Below are 22,155 nucleotides of genomic sequence, written 5' to 3'. Positions count from 1 at the left end.
AGGTTTAACCATGAGTAAAGAGCAAATCTTGGAAGCAATCAAAGGCATGACTGTATTGGAACTGAACGATCTGGTTAAAGCAATCGAAGAAGAATTCGGCGTAACTGCTGCAGCTCCAGTTGCTGTAGTAGGCGGCGCTGCTGGCGCTTCCGAAGCTGCTGAGCAAACTGAATTCGACGTAATTCTGGCTAGCGCTGGCGCTTCCAAAATCAACGTTATCAAAGCGGTTCGCGAAATCACTGGCCTCGGCTTGAAAGAAGCTAAAGACCTGGTTGACAACGCACCAAAACCACTCAAAGAAAAAGTGGGTAAAGAAGAAGCTGATTCCATCAAAGCTAAATTGGAAGAAGCAGGCGCTACTGTAGAAGTGAAGTAATTCCTTCTTACGAGTGATTAAACATAACAAACCCCTTGAAAATTCAAGGGGTTTGTTTTTGTAAACGGGATTCCCCGTTTGGGTGGATTGAAATGAAACCGATCGGGACAATCTGTAAAAGGAAGACGAAACGAGACGGAGGGACGGCATGTCACAGCATTATTATTCGAATCAGCCTGAAGCCGGCCATGACCGGCGGGAGCTGGAGGAACGGCTGCGGGGACAAACCTTCAGGTTTATCAGCGACGCGGGCGTATTCTCCAAAAAAGGGGTGGACTACGGCAGCAAGGTGCTGATCGAAGCGATGGATATTCCGCAGCATGCCGAAGTTTTGGACGTGGGCTGCGGGTACGGCCCGATCGGTTTTGCGGCCGCCAAACTTGCCGCCAGCGGTCATGTGACCATGCTTGACGTGAACTCCCGTGCAGTCGCCCTGGCGAAGGAAAACGCAAAGCTGAACGGCATTCAAAACGTAACCATTCTGGAGAGCGATTTGTTTGCGGCCGTGCAGGGGAAAACTTTTGATGTCGTGCTGACCAACCCGCCGATCCGTGCCGGCAAAGAAACCGTGCATACGATTTTCGAACAGGCCCATGCGCACTTGAAAAACGGAGGTTCCTTGTGGATCGTCATTCAGAAAAAGCAGGGAGCGCCTTCGGCGAAAGCCAAGCTGGAGAGCTTGTTTGATCAGGTCGAGGAAGTGACGAAGGATAAAGGGTACCGGATTTTTAAGGCTACAAAAACTTTTCGGTAATTTGCAATAGGACTATTGACTTGAAAATACTGATGTGATATTATTATAAAATGTCAGTATTAGGATAGGCTTCTTGTCTTTAGTTGACTGAAATGTCAATAGTTTTTATGCGGAGAGATGCATAAACAAGAGCATGTTCACGTATAATATGTACATTTTGGGCAAATCTACAGGATATGAAGCCACTTCCGTGTTTAGCTAGGAAGACCATGGATAAGTTGCTCTTTGTTCGAAAGCATTCGGGTAAGGGCTTTTCTTTATTTGTGGATGGAATCCTCTGCATGAATCCATTATAAGGTTCCAAACAGAGGTTCGCAATCAATTTTTGAAGTGAGTAGACATGAGGGGTGAGTTAAAGTTGGCAGGACATCTTGTTCAGTATGGTCGACGCACTCGGCGAAGTTATGCGCGAATTAATGAAGTACTTGAGGTTCCGAACCTGATCGAAATCCAACAAAAATCATACGAATGGTTTTTGGAGGAAGGATTGCGCGAAATGTTCCAGGATATCTCGCCAATTCAGGATTTTACGGGAAATTTGGTGCTGGAGTTCATTGACTACAGCCTTGGTGAACCGAAATACACCGTCGATGACGCGAAGGAACGCGACGTGACGTATGCGGCGCCTTTGCGGGTGAAGGTGCGGCTCATCAACAAAGAAACCGGAGAAGTCAAAGAACAGGAAGTATTCATGGGTGATTTCCCTCTGATGACGGAAACCGGTACGTTTATCATCAATGGCGCAGAACGGGTCATTGTCAGCCAGTTGGTACGCTCTCCTAGCGTCTACTTCAGCACGAAAGTCGATAAGAACGGCAAAAAGACGTACACCGCGACGGTCATTCCGAACCGCGGGGCATGGCTTGAACTGGAGACGGATGCGAAGGACATCATGTATGTCCGCATTGACCGTACCCGTAAAATTCCGGTTACCGTTTTGCTGAGAGCGCTTGGTTTCGGCAGCGACGCCGAAATTTTGGACCTGCTCGGTAACGACGAATATATCCGCAACACGCTTGATAAAGACAACACCGATTCGACGGAAAAAGCGCTCATCGAAATCTATGAACGCCTTCGTCCGGGCGAACCGCCTACGCTGGATAACGCGAAAAGCCTCCTCGTAGCGCGTTTCTTTGATCCGAAAAGATATGATCTGGCCAATGTCGGCCGTTATAAAATCAATAAAAAGCTTCACATCAAAAACCGTCTGTTCAACCAGCGCCTTGCCGAAACGCTGATCGACACCCAAACGGGCGAAATCATCGCGGAAGCCGGCCAAATGGTTGACCGTCGTTTGCTGGACGAGATCATGCCGCATCTGGATACGATGGTGGGCCACAAAACCTATCATGTGTCCAACGGCGTGCTTGACGCCAACGACATTCCGCTGCAAACGATCGACGTATTCTCGCCGATCGAAGACGGCAAAGTGGTCAAAGTGATCGCGAACGGCAACATCGACAAGTCGGTGAAGCACATTACGCCTGCTGATATTATTTCCTCGATCAGCTACTTTATTAATTTGCTGCACGGCATCGGCAACACCGACGACATCGACCATCTGGGCAACCGTCGTCTGCGTTCCGTCGGCGAATTGCTGCAGAACCAGTTCCGTATCGGTTTGTCCCGTATGGAACGCGTGGTCCGCGAAAGAATGTCGATTCAGGATGCGAACGTCATTACGCCGCAGGCGCTGATCAACATCCGTCCGGTCATCGCGTCAATCAAGGAGTTCTTCGGAAGCTCCCAGCTTTCGCAGTTCATGGACCAAACGAACCCGCTTGCGGAATTGACGCATAAACGCCGTCTGTCCGCGCTCGGACCGGGCGGTTTGACGCGTGAGCGCGCAGGCTTCGAAGTCCGCGACGTTCACCACAGTCACTACGGCCGGATGTGTCCGATCGAAACGCCGGAAGGTCCGAACATCGGTCTGATCAACTCCTTGTCGACGTTCGCCCGCATCAACGAGTACGGCTTCATCGAAGCTCCTTACCGTTGGGTCGATCCGAAGACGGGTGTGGTTACCGAGCATATCGACTACCTGACGGCCGATGAAGAAGACAACTACGTCGTGGCCCAGGCGAACGCGAAGCTGAATGAAGACGGAACGTTTGCGGAAGATATGGTTATCGTCCGTTACAACAAACAGTCCGACAACATTTTGCCGATGCCGAGCGATCGGGTAGACTACATGGACGTTTCGCCTAAACAGGTCGTATCCGTCGCGACGGCGCTCATTCCGTTCCTCGAGAACGACGACTCCAACCGCGCGCTGATGGGATCGAACATGCAGCGGCAAGCGGTGCCTCTGCTCGTGCCTAAAGCTCCGCTGGTCGGAACCGGCATGGAGCATAAAGCTGCGAAGGACTCGGGCGTATGTATCGTTTCGAAGCACGACGGCATCGTGGAGCGCTCCAGCGCCGACGAGATCTGGGTACGCCGGATCGAAAATGTGGACGGAAAAGAAGTCAAAGGCGACATCGTTAAACATAAATTGCACAAATTCATGCGTTCCAACCAAGGAACGTGCATCAACCAGCGTCCGATCGTCAAGAAAGGCGACATCGTCAAAAAAGGCGACATCCTGGCCGACGGACCTTCCACGGAGATGGGCGAACTGGCCCTTGGCCGCAACGTCGTCGTTGCGTTCATGACGTGGGAAGGTTACAACTACGAGGATGCCATCCTGCTGAGCGAAAAGCTGGTTAAAGAGGACGTGTACACTTCGATCCACATCGAAGAGTACGAATCCGAAGCGCGCGATACCAAACTCGGACCTGAGGAAATCACCCGCGATATTCCTAACGTAGGTGAAGATGCGCTTAAGAACCTCGACGAGCGCGGCATCATCCGCATCGGTGCGGAAATCAGCGCCGGCGACATTCTGGTCGGCAAAGTAACGCCGAAAGGCGTAACGGAACTGACGGCGGAAGAGCGTCTCCTGCACGCGATTTTCGGCGAAAAAGCCCGCGAAGTGCGTGACACCTCTCTGCGCGTACCGCATGGCAGCGACGGCATTATCGTCGACGTCAAAGTGTTTACCCGCGAGAACGGCGACGAGCTGCCTCCAGGCGTAAACCAGCTGGTTCGCGTGTACATCGCCCAGAAGCGTAAAATCTCCGAAGGCGACAAAATGGCCGGACGTCACGGCAACAAAGGGGTCGTGGCCCGCATTCTTCCGGAAGAAGATATGCCGTTCCTGCCGGACGGCACGCCTGTACAGGTCGTGCTGAACCCGCTCGGCGTACCTTCGCGGATGAACATCGGGCAGGTGCTCGAAGTCCATCTGGGCTTCGCGGCCATGCAGCTCGGCATTCACGTGGCAACGCCGGTATTCGACGGAGCCAACGAATACGACGTATTCGATACGATGGAAGAAGCAGGCATGCAGCGCAACGGTAAGACCGTGCTGTATGACGGCCGTACCGGCGAGCGTTTCGAACGCGAAGTGACCGTCGGCGTCATGCACATGATCAAACTCGCGCACATGGTTGACGATAAAATCCATGCCCGTTCCACGGGTCCTTACTCCCTCGTTACGCAGCAGCCTCTGGGCGGTAAAGCCCAGTTCGGCGGCCAGCGCTTCGGGGAGATGGAAGTGTGGGCGCTCGAAGCCTACGGCGCGGCGTACACGCTTCAGGAAATCCTCACCGTCAAATCCGACGACGTGGTTGGCCGGGTGAAGACGTACGAATCCATCGTCAAGGGCGAAAACGTTCCGGAACCGGGCGTTCCGGAGTCGTTCAAAGTCTTGATCAAAGAGCTCCAGTCTCTCGGCATGGACGTAAAAATCCTGAGCGGCGACGAGCAGGAAATCGAGATGAAAGAGCTCGATGACGACGATGATACTGCAGGCGATAAACTGAGCCTCAATTTGGAAGGCGCGGAAGTCGGAGTGGAATAAGTTCGCGGATGGACGGCGGACGGGGCAAACCCGTCTGCCTCATTCGCGGATTAAAACAATAGGACTAGGAGGGTTGCTCCTTGTTGGACGTAAACAATTTCGAATTCATGAAAATCGGGCTTGCATCCCCGGAAAAAATTCGTTCATGGTCCCGCGGAGAAGTAAAAAAACCGGAAACCATCAATTACCGTACGCTGAAACCGGAGAAGGAAGGCCTGTTCTGCGAACGGATTTTTGGACCGCAAAAAGACTGGGAATGCCATTGCGGCAAATATAAGCGTGTCCGTTACAAAGGCGTCGTCTGCGACCGCTGCGGCGTAGAAGTTACCCGCTCGAAGGTGCGCCGCGAACGGATGGGCCACATTGAGCTGGCAGCTCCCGTTTCCCATATCTGGTACTTTAAAGGCATTCCGAGCCGTATGGGTCTCGCTTTGGATATGTCTCCAAGATCTCTCGAAGAGATCATCTACTTTGCATCTTATGTCGTGACCGACCCAGGAGATACGCCTCTGGAGAAGAAACAGCTTCTGTCCGAAAAAGAATACCGCAGCTACCGTGAAAAATACGGCTACGGATTCCAAGCGGGCATGGGTGCCGAAGCCATCAAAAAGCTTCTTCAGGATCTCGACGTGGAAAAAGAACTGGAATTCCTGAAAGAAGAGCTTCGCACCGCTCAAGGCCAACGCCGCAACCGCGCGATCAAACGCCTTGAAGTGATCGAAGCGTTCCGCAATTCCGGCAATAAGCCTGAATGGATGATCATGGACGTCCTTCCGGTCATTCCTCCGGAACTTCGCCCGATGGTACAGCTGGACGGCGGACGTTTTGCAACGTCTGACCTGAACGATTTGTACCGCCGCGTCATCAACCGTAACAACCGTCTGAAACGCCTGCTTGACCTGGGCGCTCCGGACATCATCGTGCAAAACGAAAAACGGATGCTGCAGGAAGCGGTAGACGCCTTGATCGACAACGGCCGCCGCGGCCGTCCCGTAACAGGTCCGGGCAACCGTCCGCTCAAATCCCTCAGCCACATGCTGAAAGGTAAGCAAGGACGTTTCCGTCAAAACCTGCTCGGTAAACGCGTCGACTACTCCGGCCGTTCCGTTATCGTCGTTGGACCGTACCTGAAAATGTACCAATGCGGTCTGCCGAAAAAAATGGCGCTTGAACTGTTCAAGCCATTCGTTATGAAAGAATTGGTCAACAAAGGCCTTGCACATAACATCAAGAGCGCGAAACGTAAGGTTGAGCGTGTAAGTCCGGAAGTCTGGGACGTTCTTGAAGAAGTCATTAAAGAGCATCCGGTTCTGCTGAACCGTGCCCCTACGCTTCACCGTCTCGGTATCCAGGCGTTCGAACCGATTTTGGTCGAAGGCCATGCGATCCGTTTGCATCCGCTCGTATGTACGGCGTACAACGCCGACTTCGACGGCGACCAAATGGCGGTACACGTTCCGTTGTCCGCCGAAGCTCAGGCTGAAGCGCGCCTTCTGATGCTCGCTTCCGGCAACATCCTGAACCCTAAAGACGGCAAGCCGGTCGTAACTCCGTCCCAGGATATGGTCCTCGGTTCCTTCTATCTGACGATGGACAACAAGGAAGAAAAAGGTTCCGGCATGATTTTGGGCTCGGTCAACGAAGCGGTGTCCGCTTACCAACGCGGCACGGCAGGATTGCATGCGCGCGTTGCCATTCCGGTTAAAGCGCTCGGCAAAACCAGCTTTACCGAAAAACAGCAAGACGCGATGCTTTTGACCACGGTCGGACGCATCATTTTCAACGAAATTTTCCCAAGCAGCTTCCCGTACATCAACGAAGCGACCCGCGACAATCTTTTGAACGGTACGCCTGAGAAATATTTCGTTTACGAAAAAGGCGTGGATATCCGCGAACGTATGAATGAACTGCCTATCAGCAGCGCTGTCGGCAAAGAGTACCTGGGCCAAATCATCGCCCGGTGCTTCGAAATCTACCATACGACGGAAACATCCATCATTTTGGATAAAATCAAGCAGCTCGGATTCACGTACTCCACCCGTGCCGGCGTAACCGTCGCGGTGGCGGACGTTATCGTTCCTGAAGAAAAACAGGAGATCCTCAGAGAATCCGAAGAGAAGGTTGCGGTCGTTACCAACCAGTACCGCCGCGGTCTGATCACCAACGAAGAACGTTACGACCGGGTTATCGACATTTGGTCCAAGGCCAAAGACGATATTACGGACGTCCTCATGAAATCGATGGACCGTTTCAACTCCATCATGCTCATGGTCGACTCCAAAGCGCGGGGTAACAAATCGCAGATTACGCAGCTCGGCGGTATGCGCGGTCTGATGGCGAACCCGTCCGGCCGGATCATCGAGCTCCCGATCAAGTCGAACTTCCGCGAAGGCCTGACGGTCCTCGAGTACTTCCTGTCCACGCACGGCGCGCGGAAAGGTCTCGCGGATACGGCGCTTCGTACGGCGGACTCCGGTTACCTGACCCGCCGTCTGGTCGACGTCGCGCAGGATGTCATCGTGCGCGAGGAAGACTGCGGAACGGACAAAGGCTTTACGGTTAGCAGAATCCAGGACGGCAAAGAGGTCATCGAGGATCTGTACGACCGTATCGAAGGCCGGTACTGCTTCGAAACCGTTCGTCATCCGGAAACCAACGAAATTCTGGTTAACCGCAACGAACTGATCGATTCGGACAAAGCCAACCTGATCGTGAGATCCGGAATTACGAAACTGCAAATCCGCTCCGTGCTCAGCTGCCGCGCCCGCCATGGCGTGTGCAAGAAGTGCTACGGACGCAACCTGGCGACGGGCAAACATGTCGAAATCGGGGAAGCAGTCGGCATCATCGCCGCGCAATCCATCGGTGAACCGGGAACCCAGCTCACGATGCGTACGTTCCATACCGGGGGCGTAGCGGGCGACGATATCACGCAAGGTCTTCCGCGTATCCAGGAGTTGTTTGAGGCCCGGAATCCGAAAGGTCAGGCGACCATCAGTGAAATCGACGGCGTCGTCAAAGAAATTCGCGAAGCAAAAGACCGCCGCGAAATCGAAATCCAAGGGGAAGCCGAAACCAAGGTTTACTCCGTCACTTACGGTTCCCGCCTGCGCGTGACCGAAGGCATGGAAATCGAAGCCGGCGACGAGCTGACCGAAGGTTCGATCGACCCTAAAGAAATGCTGCGCATCAAAGGAATCCGCGGCGTGCAGAACTACATCCTTCAGGAAGTTCAGCGCGTATACCGGAACCAGGGCGTAGAAATCAACGACAAACACGTCGAAGTCATGATCAAGCAGATGCTGCGCAAAATCCGCATCGTCGATGCGGGAGATACGCCGCTGCTGCCGGGATCTTTCGTCGATATTTACGAATATGAAACAGCCAACAAGGAAGCGATCCTTTCCGGCAAGGAACCGGCCGTTGCCAAGCCAGTTCTGCTCGGGATCACGAAAGCTTCCCTCGAAACCGACTCGTTCTTGTCTGCGGCTTCCTTCCAGGAAACGACGCGGGTGCTCACCGACGCAGCCATCAAAGGCAAAGTCGATCAGCTGCTCGGTCTGAAGGAAAATGTCATCATCGGTAAGCTGATTCCTGCGGGTACAGGTATGAACCGTTACCGCAACGTCAGATTCGATGATCCGAACGCGGAAGAAGACGGTTCGAAAGAGCTGGAAACGGCAAACGTGGAGTAAATTCAAACGGAAAGCGGCTTGCGGGGGCGGGCGATTGACCGCCTGCTCTCGCAAAAAGCTTTTTTACAATGATTTTCCTAGCAAAAATTAATAGCCGTTTTTCTTGACATCGGCGAATGCAGGTGCTAATATATCAAAGGTGCGTGAGTAGCAACATCCCTGTGCTTTTGGAGGAATCGTAAAGATGTCTAATGATAAAGGATTACAGGATGCTCATGTCAAAATCGGGGCCAAACAGACCATGAAACTTGTGGAGTCAGGCCAAGCCGCAGAAGTTTATGTGGCAGAGGATGCGGAATTCCGGCTCATTTCCAAGATCGAAGGGCTGTGCAGCAAGCACGGCGTGAAGATCACCTATGTGGACACCATGCAGCATTTGGGGAAAGCATGCGGGATTGAAGTGGGCGCAGCGATGGCTGCCATCGTGAAACCATAGCAATATGGGATGAAGGCAAGTTAATACCGTAAGAAACGTTTTTGTTAGGGAAGCCAGGCTTCTCTCGGCAAAAACTTTTCATTTGTTCTTTTATGAACCGCCTGGGTCTGTGGACTTAAAAAAGAGGTTTGTAAGGAGAATGAACATATTGGAAGGAGGTGGCTAACAATGCCAACAATTAACCAACTGGTTCGCAAAGGACGTCAAGCTAAAATCTACAAATCGAAGTCCCCTGCTCTGCAGAAAGGATACAACGCTTTGAAGCGTGAAGATACGGATTTGAGCGCTCCTCAAAAACGTGGGGTTTGCACCCGTGTAGGTACGATGACTCCGAAAAAACCGAACTCCGCACTTCGTAAGTATGCCCGTGTTCGCTTGACGAACCGCATCGAGGTTACTGCTTACATTCCGGGGATCGGACACAACCTGCAAGAGCACAGCGTGGTATTGGTTCGCGGCGGACGGGTAAAAGACCTTCCGGGTGTACGTTACCATATCGTTCGCGGCGCGCTTGATACGGCTGGCGTAAACAACCGCATGCAGGCTCGTTCCAAATACGGCGCTAAGCGTCCGAAAGCTAAAAAATAAGCGGCTAACCGCTTTGTAACAACCAAGACGTAAGAAAGGGGGATATCCATGCCACGCAAAGGTCCAGTTGCCAAAAGAGACGTGCTGCCAGATCCGGTGTACAACAGCAAGCTGGTTACTCGTCTGATCAACCGCATCATGCTGGATGGTAAGAGAGGTGTTGCTCAAAGCATTCTTTACAACGCGTTCAACCTGATTCAAGAACGTACGGGTAAAGATCCTATGGAAGTGTTTGAAGCAGCCATCAAAAACATCATGCCAGTACTGGAAGTTAAAGCTCGCCGTGTCGGTGGTGCGAACTACCAGGTGCCTATCGAAGTAAAACCAGAGAGACGTACAGCTCTCGGACTTCGTTGGCTCGTAAACTACTCCCGCAGCCGCGGTGAGAAAACGATGGAAGAGCGTTTGGCTGCAGAGATCATCGATGCATCCAACAACACAGGCGCTTCCGTCAAGAAACGCGAAGACACGCACAAAATGGCTGAGGCGAACAAAGCGTTTGCTCACTACCGCTGGTAGGATTCAGTTCATCATATATTACACTTCAATTTTGAAGGGAGACTATTTTCATGGCAAGAGAGTTCTCCTTGAAAAATACACGTAATATCGGGATCATGGCGCATATTGACGCTGGTAAAACGACCACCACAGAGCGGATCTTGTTCTATACAGGCCGTACGCACAAAATCGGTGAAGTTCACGAGGGTGCAGCTACGATGGACTGGATGGAGCAGGAACAGGAGCGCGGGATCACGATTACTTCCGCTGCGACGACCGCTTCTTGGAAAGGTCACCGCGTCAATATCATTGATACCCCAGGGCACGTTGACTTCACTGTTGAAGTTGAACGTTCCCTTCGTGTATTGGATGGGGCAGTAGGCGTTTTCAGTGCGAAAGAGGGCGTTGAGCCTCAGTCTGAAACCGTATGGAGACAGGCTGACCGTTACGGCGTACCACGGATCGCATATGTAAACAAAATGGATATCATCGGAGCCGACTACCTGAACGTCGTAAAAGACATGCGTGAACGTCTGCAAGCGAACGCGGTTGCGATTCAATTGCCGATCGGCGCGGAAAACGACTTCAGAGGAATCATCGACCTGGTCGAACAAAAAGCTTACATGTACAAAGACGACCTGGGTCAAAACATCGAGGAAACCGAAATTCCTGCAGAGTTCAAAGACCAAGTCGAAGAACTTCGCGCGGAATTGATCGAAAAGGTTGCGGAACTCGACGAAGAATTGACGATGAAGTATCTGGAAGGCGAAGAAATCACCGTTCCGGAACTGAAAGCTGCACTCCGCAAAGGGGTCTGCGAAGTTAAGATCTTCCCGGTTGTCTGCGGCTCCTCGTACCGTAACAAAGGGGTTCAGCTGATGCTGGACGCCGTTATCGATTACTTGCCATCTCCAGTCGACGTGCCGTCGATTCAAGGTCACCTTGAGGACGGATCCGAGGTAGAACGCCACTCTTCCGACGAAGAGCCGTTTGCGGCTTTGGCATTTAAAATCATGACTGACCCTTATGTCGGTAAATTGACATTCTTCCGCGTATACTCCGGTATCCTTCAATCCGGATCTTACGTATTGAATGCAACCAAAGGCAAACGCGAACGTATCGGACGTATCCTTCAGATGCACGCGAACAGCCGTCAAGAGATCAGCGAAGTTTACGCTGGTGATATCGCGGCTGCCGTAGGTTTGAAAGATACGGGTACGGGCGACACGCTTTGCGACGAAAAAGCTCCGGTAATTCTCGAATCGATGAACTTCCCTGAACCGGTTATCGAGATTGCCGTTGAACCTAAAACCAAAGCCGACCAAGACAAAATGGGCGTTGCTTTGAGCAAATTGACGGAAGAAGATCCTACGCTGCGTGCTCATACGGATGAAGAAACCGGTCAAACGATTTTGGCTGGTATGGGTGAGCTTCACCTCGACATCATCATCGACCGCATGCGTCGCGAGTTCAAGGTAGAAACCAACGTGGGTAAACCGCAGGTTGCTTACCGTGAAACCTTCCGTACACCAGCTCGCGTTGAAGGTAAATTCGTTCGTCAGTCCGGTGGTCGTGGTCAATACGGTCACGTATGGGTTGAGTTCGAACCTCTCGAAGCAGGTACTGGCAGCCAGTTTGACAGCAAGATTGTCGGTGGCGCGGTACCAAGAGAATATATTCAGCCTGCACTGAATGGTATCGAAGAAGCCATGAAAAATGGTGTTCTCGCCGGCTTCCCGATCGTGGACATCAAAGCTACGATCGTAGACGGTTCCTACCATGATGTCGACTCCAACGAAATGGCGTTTAAGATTGCCGGTTCCATGGCGCTTAAAGCAGCAAAAGACAAGTGTAACCCTGTCCTGCTCGAGCCAATCATGAAAGTCGAAGTTACCGTGCCTGAAGAATACATGGGCGACGTAATGGGTATGCTGAACTCCCGCCGCGGACGGATCGAAGGTATGGATTCCCGTTCCGGTGCACAAATCATTCGTGCGAAGGTGCCTCTCTCCGAAATGTTCGGATACTCGACCACACTTCGTTCCGGTACCCAAGGACGCGGCGTGTTCTCGATGGAAATCTCTCACTATGAGGAAGTTCCTCGTAACATCGCCGAAGAGATCATCTCGAAGTCCAAAGGCTCTGCCGAATAAGTTTTACGTTTTAAAGACTGGCCGGATCATCAACATCCAAGAAACCCTGCATAAATGCCGGCCGGCATAAACATACAACATTTATTCCATTTAAGGAGGAATTGTTCAAAATGGCAAAGGCTAAATTTGAACGTACTAAACCGCACGTTAACATTGGCACGATTGGTCACGTCGACCATGGTAAAACTACTTTGACTGCAGCAATCACAACTGTATTGTCCAAAAAATACGGTGGCGCTGCCGTAGCATTCGACCAAATCGACAAAGCTCCAGAAGAGCGCGAACGCGGTATCACGATCTCTACTGCACACGTAGAATACGAAACTCCTGCTCGTCACTATGCACACGTTGACTGCCCAGGACACGCCGACTACGTTAAAAACATGATCACTGGCGCAGCTCAAATGGACGGCGCAATCCTGGTTGTATCCGCAGCTGACGGCCCAATGCCGCAAACTCGCGAACACATCCTGTTGTCCCGTCAGGTAGGCGTTCCTTACATCGTCGTATTCCTGAACAAATGCGACATGGTTGAAGACGACGAACTGCTTGAACTGGTTGAAATGGAAGTACGCGATCTCCTGAGCGAATATGAATTCCCAGGCGACGACACTCCAATCATCCGCGGTTCCGCTCGTGAAGCTCTGCAAAACCCAGACGGCGAGTGGGCTGAAAAAATCGTTGAAATGTTCAACATCATCGACGAGTACATCCCAACTCCAGAACGCGACACTGACAAACCTTTCCTTATGCCAGTCGAAGACGTGTTCTCCATCACTGGCCGCGGTACCGTTGCTACTGGCCGCGTAGAGCGTGGTACAGTTAAAGTCGGCGACGAAGTTGAAATCGTCGGTATTGCTGAAGAAACTAAAAAATCCGTCGTTACCGGCGTTGAAATGTTCCGCAAATTGCTTGACTCCGCTCAAGCCGGCGACAACATCGGTGCTCTTCTTCGCGGTGTAGACCGTAAAGAAATCGAACGCGGTCAAGTACTTGCTAAACCAGCTTCCGTAAACCCACACACTGAGTTTACTGCTCAAGTTTACGTACTGACTAAAGAAGAAGGCGGACGTCATAAGCCTTTCTTCACTGGATACCGTCCTCAGTTCTACTTCCGTACAACTGACGTAACAGGTATCATCAACCTGCCAGAAGGAACTGAAATGGTTATGCCTGGCGACAACATCACTGTAACTGTACAACTGATCTCCCCAATCGCGATCGAAGAAGGAACGAAGTTCTCCATTCGCGAAGGCGGACGTACAGTTGGTGCAGGTGCGGTAGCTAGCATCATCAAGTAATGATTTTGGAATGAAGCAGCTTCGTTACTGAAGCTTCAACTTCCGGAGTCTGAACGATATACGATATGCAACATTGTGCTGGAACGAGTAACATTGTGACGTAAACGCAAGGCAAGCAAAAGGTACTTCTTTTTCCGGGAAGTGCCTTTTGCTTTTTTTCTTAGATAGTGTAAAATCTCTGTGGGTGTAGGAATTGGAAAAAGCGGATATAGAAAAAGAGCTTCTCCCTTGGTAAAGTGATGTTTGACGCACAACACACCAAGAAGGAGGAAGCTCCTGTGAGCCACTTTACCACAATAATGCCGACGATGAAAGAGATTGAGCAATGGATTTTCCGGAAAATGCAGGAGGAATTCGCTCGTGCGATGAAGCAGGTGCTGGAGGCGCTGGATCAGCAGATCCTGGAGCAACGGGACCGAGAGCGTTATCGAGTAAAGGACGAGCGTGAAACAAGCGTCAACACAGTGTTCGGGAATGTGCGCTTTAAGCGGAGATTGTACTGTGACCGTAGAAGCGGCAAACACGTGTATCTGCTGGATCAGCTGTTGCAATTCGAAGGGCGCGGGAAAGTCAGTCCGCATTTGGAAGAGACAGCAATCGCATTCGCAAGCCAAGGACCGTCGTACCGGGACAGCGCAAAGCGGCTGGAGCAGCTTTTGGGCTACAATGTGCTGAGCCACCAAGCGATCAGGGAAAAACTGATGGAGCGTGCGCAACAGCCGATGCCAGCGGTGAAACGGCGCGCTGCCCGCGTGCTGTTCGTGGAAGTGGATGGGCTGTACACGAAGCTGCAGCGGAGCAAAAAGCGCGGGATGGAGAACGCAATTGCAGTCGTACACGAAGGCTGGGAGAAGAACGGCAAGCGGGTACAGCTGAAGAACAAACAGCATTACCTGCATACGAGCGGCGGCGACTTCTGGGAAGGGTTCGGGGACTTTCTGGTGGAGCGTTACGAAATCGACGAGAACACGTGGCTTGTGGTGAACGGAGACGGCGCGGCGTGGATCGGGGAATGTACATCCTACTTTCACCAATGTCTGTACATGCTGGACCGCTTTCATGTGGCGCGTGATTTGAAACGCTTTGTTGGTCATTTGCCGCAGGTGTGGGAGACCGTGAGACGGTCTTTGGCCAAACAGGATGCAGCCGCGCTTATGGCGGTCCTGGAAGGCGTGTCGGAGCAAGAGATAGCGGAAGAGAACCGGAAGGATTGGAAGCCGTATAAAAGATTTCTAAAGCGGCATGAGAAGCATTTGGACGACTACCGAAAAACACTCCAGGCGAAGGGGATCGACACAAGCGGCATGCGCCCGATGGGAAGCGCGGAATCGCAGATGCGTATATTCGCCAAGCGGACGAAGCGTGGCGGGTACAGTTGGAGTGAGCGAGGCGTCAGGGCGATGCTGAGGACGATGATGAGGATTCAAGAAGCGGGCACGGTGGTAAGAACGGTTGAAGGACAAGCGAGTAAGCAGGCAACGCCGCAGCAGTCGATAAACATGCGGCAATTGCTCAAGAACGTGACGCAACCGGTCAAGGGTTGTATCGCTGGAATGATTCGCATGCTGCAAGGACCGAAGCAAAGCAGCACAACGGGTATGGCACTCAAAGCACTTCGCGGATAACGGCAAAAAATTCTGACAAATCACTTGTGTTTGATGAAAGAACGAAGCAAAGCGCTTACAAGGAAGAGGTTCCTTCGGGGTTCGCGTTCCAGGCATCTTAAATGACTGCCCACGCTAGCTTGACACTGACTTTTTCTTATTAAAGCTTGCATTACGCCCAATCTTTCTATATAATAGTGAATGTTGTTCTGAGACGTTGCGATGATGTGAGAGGTTACTGACACACCCGGCCCCTTTGCCATGGAGCAGGATGTCAGAAAATTTTCACGGAGTATGTCCGATACCAAATTGGGCGATAGAAGGAGGGACTAAAATGGCAAAGCAAAAAATTCGTATTCGTTTGAAAGCTTACGATCACAGAATTCTTGATCAATCCGCTGAGAAAATCGTTGAAACTGCGAAACGTTCTGGTGCTGGTGTATCCGGACCGATTCCGCTTCCAACTGAAAAACAAATCATTACCATTCTCCGTGCGGTACACAAGTATAAGGATTCTCGGGAGCAATTCGAAATGCGCACTCATAAGCGTCTGATCGACATTGTGAACCCAACTCCACAAACTGTGGATGCTCTTATGCGCTTGGACCTGCCGTCCGGTGTAGATATCGAAATCAAACTGTAATTTCCGTCAAGGAATCAAGAAGGGAAAAGAGGTGTCAACATGAAAGGTATCTTAGGAAAAAAACTCGGAATGACTCAAGTATTTACCGCTGAAGGTAATGTAATTCCTGTAACTGTAGTGGAAGCAGGTCCTTGCGTTGTTCTGCAAAAGAAAGATATCGAGAACGATGGATACGAAGCGATCCAAATCGGTTTCTCCGATAAAAAAGAGAAAAGTGCCAATAAACCGGAAGCAGGACATGCCAAAAAGGCTAACACTGCACCTAAGCGCTACGTTCGCGAAATCCGCGGTGTTGACCTCGGAGCATACGAGGTTGGCCAAGAGCTGAAAGCTGACATTTTTGCGGAAGGCGAGTATGTTGACGTAACTGGCACGTCCAAAGGTAAAGGTTTCCAAGGCGTTATCAAACGTTGGGGACAAAGCCGCGGACCAATGGCTCACGGTTCCCGTTACCATCGTGGACCAGGTTCCATGGGTTCCATCCAAGCAAACCGCGTTCCTAAAGGCAAACACCTTCCAGGACAGATGGGTCATGTGACCGTAACGGTTCAAAAGCTTGAGGTTGTTAAAGTTGACACAGAACGCAACGTATTGCTGATCAAAGGCGCCATCCCAGGCCCTAAAAACAGCTTCGTGAAAATTAGTGAAACGGTGAAGAAATAATCACCTAAGGAAAGGAGGAACAATAAATGCCAAAAGTATCCGTGTTTAACGTTAGCGGAAGCCCAGTAGATGAATTGGAACTGAACGATGCGGTATTCGGTATTACGCCAAACGTTCATGTCATGAACCAAGCCGTATTGCTGCAAAGAGCGTCTTTGCGTCGCGGTACGCATAAAGTGAAAGGCCGTTCTGAAGTACGCGGCGGCGGACGTAAGCCTTGGAAACAAAAAGGCACAGGCCGTGCTCGTCAAGGTTCGATCCGTGCACCACAATGGAAAGGCGGCGGTACTGTGTTTGGCCCAACGCCACGCAGCTACACGTTCAAGCTTCCTAAGAAAGTTCGTCGTTTGGCGATCAAATCCGCGTTGTCTTCCAAAGTGATCGACAACAACATCATCGTTCTGGATGCACTTGCGTTGAACGCTCCTAAAACCAAGGAATTCGCAGCCATCCTGAACAACCTGAAAGTGGAACGCAAAGCCCTGATCGTGGCTCCTAGCTATGATGATAATGTGGCTCTTTCCGCACGTAATATTCCTGGCGTGAAATTCGTAGCGGCAGACGGCATTAATGTTCTTGACGTACTTCTGTACGACAAGCTGATCATTACGAAAGAAGCAGTTCAGAAGGTAGAGGAGGTGCTCGCGTAATGAAAGACCCTCGTGATATTATCAAACGTCCGGTGATTACGGAACGTACGGCCGAATACATGAGCGACATGAAATACGCTTTCGAGGTTGACATTCGTGCCAACAAAACCGAGATCAAACAAGCCGTTGAGTCTATTTTCAAAGTGAAAGTGACTAACGTTAATACGATGCGCGTCCCAGCGAAGCCGAAACGTTATGGCCGCTACAACGGTTATACGACCGAGTGGAAAAAAGCCATCGTAACGCTGAGCCAAGACAGCAAACCGCTTGAGTTTTTTGAATCTGTAGAGTAAGGAGGAGTAAACGTGCCTATTAAAAAGTATAAACCGACTTCCCCGGCAAGACGTAACATGTCCGTCTCTACGTTTGAAGAGATCACGACAAACCAGCCGGAGAAATCGTTGCTTGCGCCGCTCAGCAAAAAAGCCGGCCGCAACAATCAAGGTAAAATTACAGTTCGTCACCACGGCGGCGGACATAAACGTAAATACCGTATCATCGATTTCAAACGTACGAAAGACGGCATACCAGGTACCGTTGCTACAATCGAGTATGACCCGAACCGTACTTCCAATATCGCTCTGATCCACTATGCAGACGGAGAGAAACGTTACATCATCGCTCCAAAAGGTCTGAAAGTCGGAGACAAGATCGAATCCGGCCCTAACGCCGACATCAAAATCGGTAACGCGCTTCCGCTGGAAAACATTCCGGTAGGTACCGTTATCCACAACATCGAACTGAAGCCTGGCAAAGGCGGACAATTGGTTCGCGCTGCCGGTACAGAAGCTCAGCTTCTCGGTAAAGAAGAAAAGTACGTATCCGTGCGTTTGTCTTCCGGCGAAGTTCGCAAGCTCCTGAAAGTTTGCCGCGCGACGATCGGTTCCGTAGGCAACGAAGATCATGAATTGATCAAAATCGGTAAAGCAGGCCGCAGCCGCTGGCTCGGACAACGTCCTGAAGTTCGCGGTGTCGTCATGAACCCTAACGATCACCCTCACGGTGGTGGTGAAGGCCGCGCTCCAATCGGACGCAAATCGCCTATGTCTCCATGGGGCAAACCAACCCTTGGTTACAAAACGCGTAAAAAAGGAAAAGCTTCTGACAAGTATATCGTTCGCCGCCGCACAAAATAATGCACGCTGTGCATAACTTTGTGAAGTGCCGAAAGTAACGAGAGATTGGACGAAGGGAGGATTTTATAGATGAGTCGCAGTTTGAAAAAAGGACCTTTCGTTGATGGGTACCTGCTGAAAAAAGTAGAAGCGATGAACGAATCGAACAAGAAAGCCGTTATCAAAACTTGGTCCCGCCGCTCTACGATTTTCCCGCAATTTATCGGTCACACGTTCGGTGTATATGATGGACGCAAGCACGTTCCTGTATACGTAACGGAAGACATGGTAGGTCACAAGTTGGGCGAGTTCGCGCCAACGCGTACTTACAAAGGTCATACGGACGATGACAAGAAAACAAGAAGATAAAACTGAAGCTCTTTGTTTGAGAGGAGGTAAAACAAATGGAAGCAAAAGCACATGCCAGATCGATCCGGATTGCTCCTCGTAAAGTCAAGCTCGTGGTTGACTTGATCCGCGGTAAGCAAGTTGGTGAGGCCATCGCCATTCTTCGCCACACTCCGAAATCGGCTTCCCTGGTCGTAGAGAAGCTGCTGAACTCGGCGATCGCCAATGCTGAGCATAACTACTCGATGGATATTAACAATTTGGTTGTGAGCCAGGTTTACGTAAACCAAGGGCCGACCATGAAGAGATTCCGTCCACGTGCCATGGGTCGTGCGAGCCGAATCAACAAACGCACCAGCCACATTACTTTGGTGGTATCTGAAAAATAAGGAGGGATAACGTGTGGGCCAAAAGGTAAATCCAGTCGGACTCCGGATCGGTATTATCCGTGATTGGGAATCGAAATGGTATGCAGGCAAAGATTTCGGAAATCTTTTGCTGGAAGACGTTAAAATTCGTGAATACCTTAAAAATAAATTGAAAGACTCTGCCGTATCTCGCATCGAAATCGAAAGAGCGGCTAACCGTGTGAACGTAACGATCCACACTGCGAAACCAGGCATGGTTATCGGTAAAGGTGGTTCTGAAGTCGAAGTACTGCGGAACCAAGTAACGAAAATTGCAGGCGGTAAAAAAGTTCACATCAACATTTCTGAAATCAAACAAGCGGACATGGACGCGATCTTGGTTGCAGAAAGCATTGCACAACAATTGGAACGCCGCGTTTCTTTCCGTCGTGCATTGAAACAAGCAATCCAAAGAACGATGCGTGCAGGCGCTAAAGGTATCAAAACTCAAGTCAGCGGACGTCTTGGCGGCGCTGAAATCGCTCGTACGGAAGGCTACAGTGAAGGAACTGTTCCACTTCATACGCTTCGTGCTGACATCGACTACGGTACAGCTGAAGCACATACGACTTACGGCCGTCTTGGCGTGAAAGTATGGATCTATCGTGGAGAGGTTCTTCCTACGGCTAAGAAACAAGTAGCTCAGGAAGGAGGCAACTAATCATGTTGGTACCAAAACGTGTAAAACACCGCAAGCAGCAACGCGGTCACATGAAGGGTATGGCAAAAGGCGGCACTGAGCTCAACTTCGGCGAATTCGGTCTGCAGGCTCTGGAGCCAACTTGGATCACGAACCGCCAAATCGAAGCAGCGCGTATCGCGATGACTCGTTACATCCGCCGCGGTGGTAAAGTTTGGATTAAAATTTTCCCAGATAAGCCGATCACTCAAAAACCTCTTGAGGTTCGTATGGGTAGCGGTAAAGGTAACGTTGAAAAATGGGTCGCAGTTGTTAAACCAGGCAAGATTATGTTTGAACTTGGAGGCGTGCCAGAGGAAGTTGCTCGCGAAGCGATGCGTCTCGCCGCTCACAAGCTGCCGATCAAAACGAAGTTTGTGAAACGTGAAGAATTGGGTGGTGAAGCAAATGAAAGCTAATGATCTGCGTAACTTGACCACTGCAGAAATTGAGCAAAAGATTGCGGGCTTTAAAGAAGAACTCTTTAACCTCCGTTTTCAATTGGCTACCGGACAGCTTGATAACCCGACTCGGATCCGTGATGTGCGCAGGGAAATAGCTCGTGCTAAAACCGTCATCCGTGAAAGAGAACTTGGGATTAGTTAATTGATGCAGTCATTATTGCCTGTATTCAGGAAGGAGGCTAACGATGAGCGAAGAACGCAATGCTCGTAAAGTGCAAATCGGTAAAGTTGTCAGCGACAAAATGGATAAAACCATTGTCGTAGCTGTTGAAACTTACAAGAAGCATGATCTCTATCACAAACGCATTAAATACACTAAAAAATTTAAAGCGCATGATGAGAACAACACTGCACAAATCGGAGATACCGTTAAAATCATGGAAACTCGTCCAATCTCCAAAGATAAGCGCTGGAGACTGGTAGAAGTCGTTGAAAAAGCGGTTATCATCTAAAGATATAGCGACAGTTTTTCCGAAAGGAGGAAATTTCAATGATTCAACCATTTACACGTCTGCAAGTAGCTGACAATTCCGGTGCGAAGGAACTGATGTGTATCCGCGTATTGGGAGGAACAGGACGTCGTACTGCAGCGATTGGCGATTTGATCGTTTGTTCCGTAAAACAAGCAACACCAGGCGGCGTTGTCAAAAAGGGTGACGTAGTCAAGGCTGTTGTCGTTCGTACGAAACGTTCCGTACGTCGTAAGGACGGATCTTACATCGCATTTGACGAAAACGCAGCGGTTGTTGTTAAAGAAGACAAGAGCCCACGCGGAACTCGTATTTTCGGACCAGTGGCACGCGAACTTCGTGATAAAGACTTCATGAAAATCGTTTCCTTGGCACCGGAAGTTATCTAAGTCTTCAATTGAATCGGATAACCGATTGAATAAATCGTTCCAAGTTACTTGCCATGGGCAAGCCCGCAGGAGGTGTAACGAATGCCAAAAGTGAAAAAGGTTCTGGAATCCTACAACAACAAGCTTCACGTTAAAAAGGACGACACAGTAATGGTGATCAGCGGTAAAGACAAAGGCAAAAAAGGCCGCGTCATTGCAGCTTATCCTCGTGAAAACCGCGTACTGGTGGAAGGCGTGAACATGGTGAAAAAACACCAAAAGCCTAGCCAAATGAATCCGCAAGGCGGAATCATCGAGCAGGAAGCGCCAATCCATGTATCCAACGTGATGCATATCGATCCGAAGAGCGGCAAAGTAACCCGCATTGGTTATAAAGTGCTCGATAACGGTAAGAAAGTTCGCGTAGCGAAAAGATCCGGAGAAGTTATCGACTAATCGAGAGCTAAAGAAAGGAGGTTTATGATTCATGGCAGCAAGATTGAAAGAACGTTTTTTGAATGAAGTTACTCCTGCTTTGATGCAGAAGTTCAACTATTCTACTGTTATGCAAGTACCTAAAATCGAGAAGGTTGTCATCAACATGGGTGTGGGTGATGCCGTATCCAACTCGAAAGTGCTTGATTCCGCAGTTAACGACATGCAGCTGATCGCTGGTCAAAAACCGGTAATCACTCGTGCTAAAAAATCCATCGCAGGATTCAAATTGCGTGAGAATATGCCGATCGGTGTGAAAGTAACGCTGCGCGGTGAGCGCATGTATTACTTCCTGGACAAATTGTTCAACATCACTCTTCCACGCGTGCGTGACTTCCACGGCGTGTCCACGAAAGCATTCGACGGACGCGGAAACTATACGCTTGGCCTCAAGGAGCAACTGATCTTCCCTGAGATCGAGTATGATAAAGTGGATAAAGTCCGCGGTATGGATATCGTTATCGTAACGACGGCTAAAACTGACGAAGAGTCCCGCGAGCTGCTCGCTCAATTGGGAATGCCTTTCGCGAAGTAATTCGCGAAT

24 protein-coding genes are annotated in these 22,155 nt (G+C 50.5%); all 24 read left to right on the top strand.

Annotation, left to right across the window (positions count from 1 at the left end):
• Positions 1-10: 10 nt before the first annotated feature.
• The 24 genes from rplL to rplE all read left to right on the top strand — a co-directional run bounded on the left by rplL (position 11) and on the right by rplE (position 22,146).
• Positions 11-376, top strand: coding sequence for a 50S ribosomal protein L7/L12 (gene rplL, locus MKY58_RS24695; protein WP_036712545.1), 366 nt, complete (start codon positions 11-13; stop codon positions 374-376).
• A 148-nt stretch (positions 377-524) separates the two neighbouring features.
• Complete coding sequence (locus MKY58_RS24690) at positions 525-1,130, top strand: class I SAM-dependent methyltransferase (protein ID WP_339322484.1); 606 nt, start codon at positions 525-527, stop codon at positions 1,128-1,130.
• Between the two features lie 358 nt (positions 1,131-1,488).
• Positions 1,489-5,034, top strand: coding sequence for a DNA-directed RNA polymerase subunit beta (rpoB, locus tag MKY58_RS24685; RefSeq protein WP_339322483.1), 3,546 nt, complete (start codon positions 1,489-1,491; stop codon positions 5,032-5,034).
• A gap of 80 nt (positions 5,035-5,114) precedes the next feature.
• Complete coding sequence (rpoC, locus tag MKY58_RS24680) at positions 5,115-8,729, top strand: DNA-directed RNA polymerase subunit beta' (RefSeq protein ID WP_339322482.1); 3,615 nt, start codon at positions 5,115-5,117, stop codon at positions 8,727-8,729.
• A gap of 184 nt (positions 8,730-8,913) precedes the next feature.
• Entirely contained in the window at positions 8,914-9,165 is a 252-nt protein-coding gene (locus tag MKY58_RS24675; RefSeq protein WP_339322481.1) for a ribosomal L7Ae/L30e/S12e/Gadd45 family protein, read from the top strand.
• A gap of 168 nt (positions 9,166-9,333) precedes the next feature.
• Positions 9,334-9,753, top strand: coding sequence for a 30S ribosomal protein S12 (gene rpsL, locus MKY58_RS24670; RefSeq protein WP_036712553.1), 420 nt, complete (start codon positions 9,334-9,336; stop codon positions 9,751-9,753).
• A gap of 48 nt (positions 9,754-9,801) precedes the next feature.
• Positions 9,802-10,272 carry a 30S ribosomal protein S7 gene (gene rpsG, locus MKY58_RS24665; RefSeq protein WP_212952126.1) on the top strand — a complete coding sequence of 157 codons (471 nt, stop codon included), beginning with the start codon at positions 9,802-9,804 and terminating at the stop codon, positions 10,270-10,272.
• A gap of 50 nt (positions 10,273-10,322) precedes the next feature.
• On the top strand, positions 10,323-12,404 hold the full coding sequence (gene fusA, locus MKY58_RS24660; RefSeq protein ID WP_339322480.1) for an elongation factor G: 2,082 nt from the start codon (positions 10,323-10,325) through the stop codon (positions 12,402-12,404).
• Between the two features lie 110 nt (positions 12,405-12,514).
• The gene (gene tuf, locus MKY58_RS24655; RefSeq protein WP_339322479.1) at positions 12,515-13,705 is read left to right on the top strand and encodes an elongation factor Tu; all 1,191 of its coding nucleotides are present in this window, start codon (positions 12,515-12,517) and stop codon (positions 13,703-13,705) included.
• Between the two features lie 278 nt (positions 13,706-13,983).
• Positions 13,984-15,330 carry an ISLre2-like element ISTco1 family transposase gene (locus MKY58_RS24650; RefSeq protein ID WP_339320778.1) on the top strand — a complete coding sequence of 449 codons (1,347 nt, stop codon included), beginning with the start codon at positions 13,984-13,986 and terminating at the stop codon, positions 15,328-15,330.
• 313 nt (positions 15,331-15,643) lie between these two features.
• Positions 15,644-15,952: a 30S ribosomal protein S10 gene (rpsJ, locus tag MKY58_RS24645; protein ID WP_005544556.1), complete on the top strand. Its 309-nt coding sequence runs from the start codon at positions 15,644-15,646 to the stop codon at positions 15,950-15,952.
• A gap of 39 nt (positions 15,953-15,991) precedes the next feature.
• Positions 15,992-16,615: a 50S ribosomal protein L3 gene (gene rplC, locus MKY58_RS24640; protein ID WP_339322478.1), complete on the top strand. Its 624-nt coding sequence runs from the start codon at positions 15,992-15,994 to the stop codon at positions 16,613-16,615.
• A gap of 26 nt (positions 16,616-16,641) precedes the next feature.
• On the top strand, positions 16,642-17,265 hold the full coding sequence (gene rplD, locus MKY58_RS24635; RefSeq protein WP_339322477.1) for a 50S ribosomal protein L4: 624 nt from the start codon (positions 16,642-16,644) through the stop codon (positions 17,263-17,265).
• Positions 17,265-17,558 carry a 50S ribosomal protein L23 gene (gene rplW, locus MKY58_RS24630; RefSeq protein WP_339322476.1) on the top strand — a complete coding sequence of 98 codons (294 nt, stop codon included), beginning with the start codon at positions 17,265-17,267 and terminating at the stop codon, positions 17,556-17,558. Before rplD ends, rplW begins: the two co-directional genes overlap by 1 nt.
• Before the next feature lie 12 nt (positions 17,559-17,570).
• Positions 17,571-18,401, top strand: a complete 831-nt coding sequence (gene rplB / locus MKY58_RS24625) for a 50S ribosomal protein L2 (RefSeq protein ID WP_339322475.1) — start codon at positions 17,571-17,573, stop codon at positions 18,399-18,401.
• Between the two features lie 69 nt (positions 18,402-18,470).
• A complete protein-coding gene (gene rpsS, locus MKY58_RS24620) occupies positions 18,471-18,749 on the top strand; it encodes a 30S ribosomal protein S19 (RefSeq protein ID WP_036712573.1) in 279 nt (92 codons plus the stop codon).
• A gap of 35 nt (positions 18,750-18,784) precedes the next feature.
• Positions 18,785-19,117: a 50S ribosomal protein L22 gene (gene rplV / locus MKY58_RS24615; RefSeq protein WP_212952123.1), complete on the top strand. Its 333-nt coding sequence runs from the start codon at positions 18,785-18,787 to the stop codon at positions 19,115-19,117.
• Between the two features lie 13 nt (positions 19,118-19,130).
• Positions 19,131-19,796: a 30S ribosomal protein S3 gene (gene rpsC / locus MKY58_RS24610; RefSeq protein WP_339322474.1), complete on the top strand. Its 666-nt coding sequence runs from the start codon at positions 19,131-19,133 to the stop codon at positions 19,794-19,796.
• A 2-nt stretch (positions 19,797-19,798) separates the two neighbouring features.
• Positions 19,799-20,233 carry a 50S ribosomal protein L16 gene (rplP, locus tag MKY58_RS24605; protein WP_194234539.1) on the top strand — a complete coding sequence of 145 codons (435 nt, stop codon included), beginning with the start codon at positions 19,799-19,801 and terminating at the stop codon, positions 20,231-20,233.
• Positions 20,223-20,420, top strand: coding sequence for a 50S ribosomal protein L29 (gene rpmC, locus MKY58_RS24600; protein ID WP_036712586.1), 198 nt, complete (start codon positions 20,223-20,225; stop codon positions 20,418-20,420). The genes rplP and rpmC overlap by 11 nt, the downstream gene beginning before the upstream one ends.
• Before the next feature lie 43 nt (positions 20,421-20,463).
• Positions 20,464-20,730 (top strand): 30S ribosomal protein S17, encoded by a 267-nt coding sequence (rpsQ, locus tag MKY58_RS24595; RefSeq protein ID WP_160045380.1) that lies wholly within the window; start codon positions 20,464-20,466, stop codon positions 20,728-20,730.
• Between the two features lie 38 nt (positions 20,731-20,768).
• Positions 20,769-21,137, top strand: a complete 369-nt coding sequence (rplN, locus tag MKY58_RS24590; RefSeq protein ID WP_160045381.1) for a 50S ribosomal protein L14 — start codon at positions 20,769-20,771, stop codon at positions 21,135-21,137.
• A gap of 81 nt (positions 21,138-21,218) precedes the next feature.
• Entirely contained in the window at positions 21,219-21,572 is a 354-nt protein-coding gene (gene rplX, locus MKY58_RS24585) for a 50S ribosomal protein L24 (RefSeq protein WP_339322473.1), read from the top strand.
• 31 nt (positions 21,573-21,603) lie between these two features.
• Complete coding sequence (rplE, locus tag MKY58_RS24580) at positions 21,604-22,146, top strand: 50S ribosomal protein L5 (protein ID WP_036712597.1); 543 nt, start codon at positions 21,604-21,606, stop codon at positions 22,144-22,146.
• The last annotated feature ends 9 nt before the right edge of the window (positions 22,147-22,155 follow it).

The organism is Paenibacillus sp. FSL W8-0194 (genome assembly GCF_037969745.1).
In the GTDB taxonomy this organism is placed as follows: Bacteria; Bacillota; Bacilli; order Paenibacillales; family Paenibacillaceae; genus Paenibacillus_AQ; species Paenibacillus_AQ cookii.
Note: the sequence above shows the minus strand (reverse complement) of the source record. Positions and strands in the feature narration are given on the sequence as shown.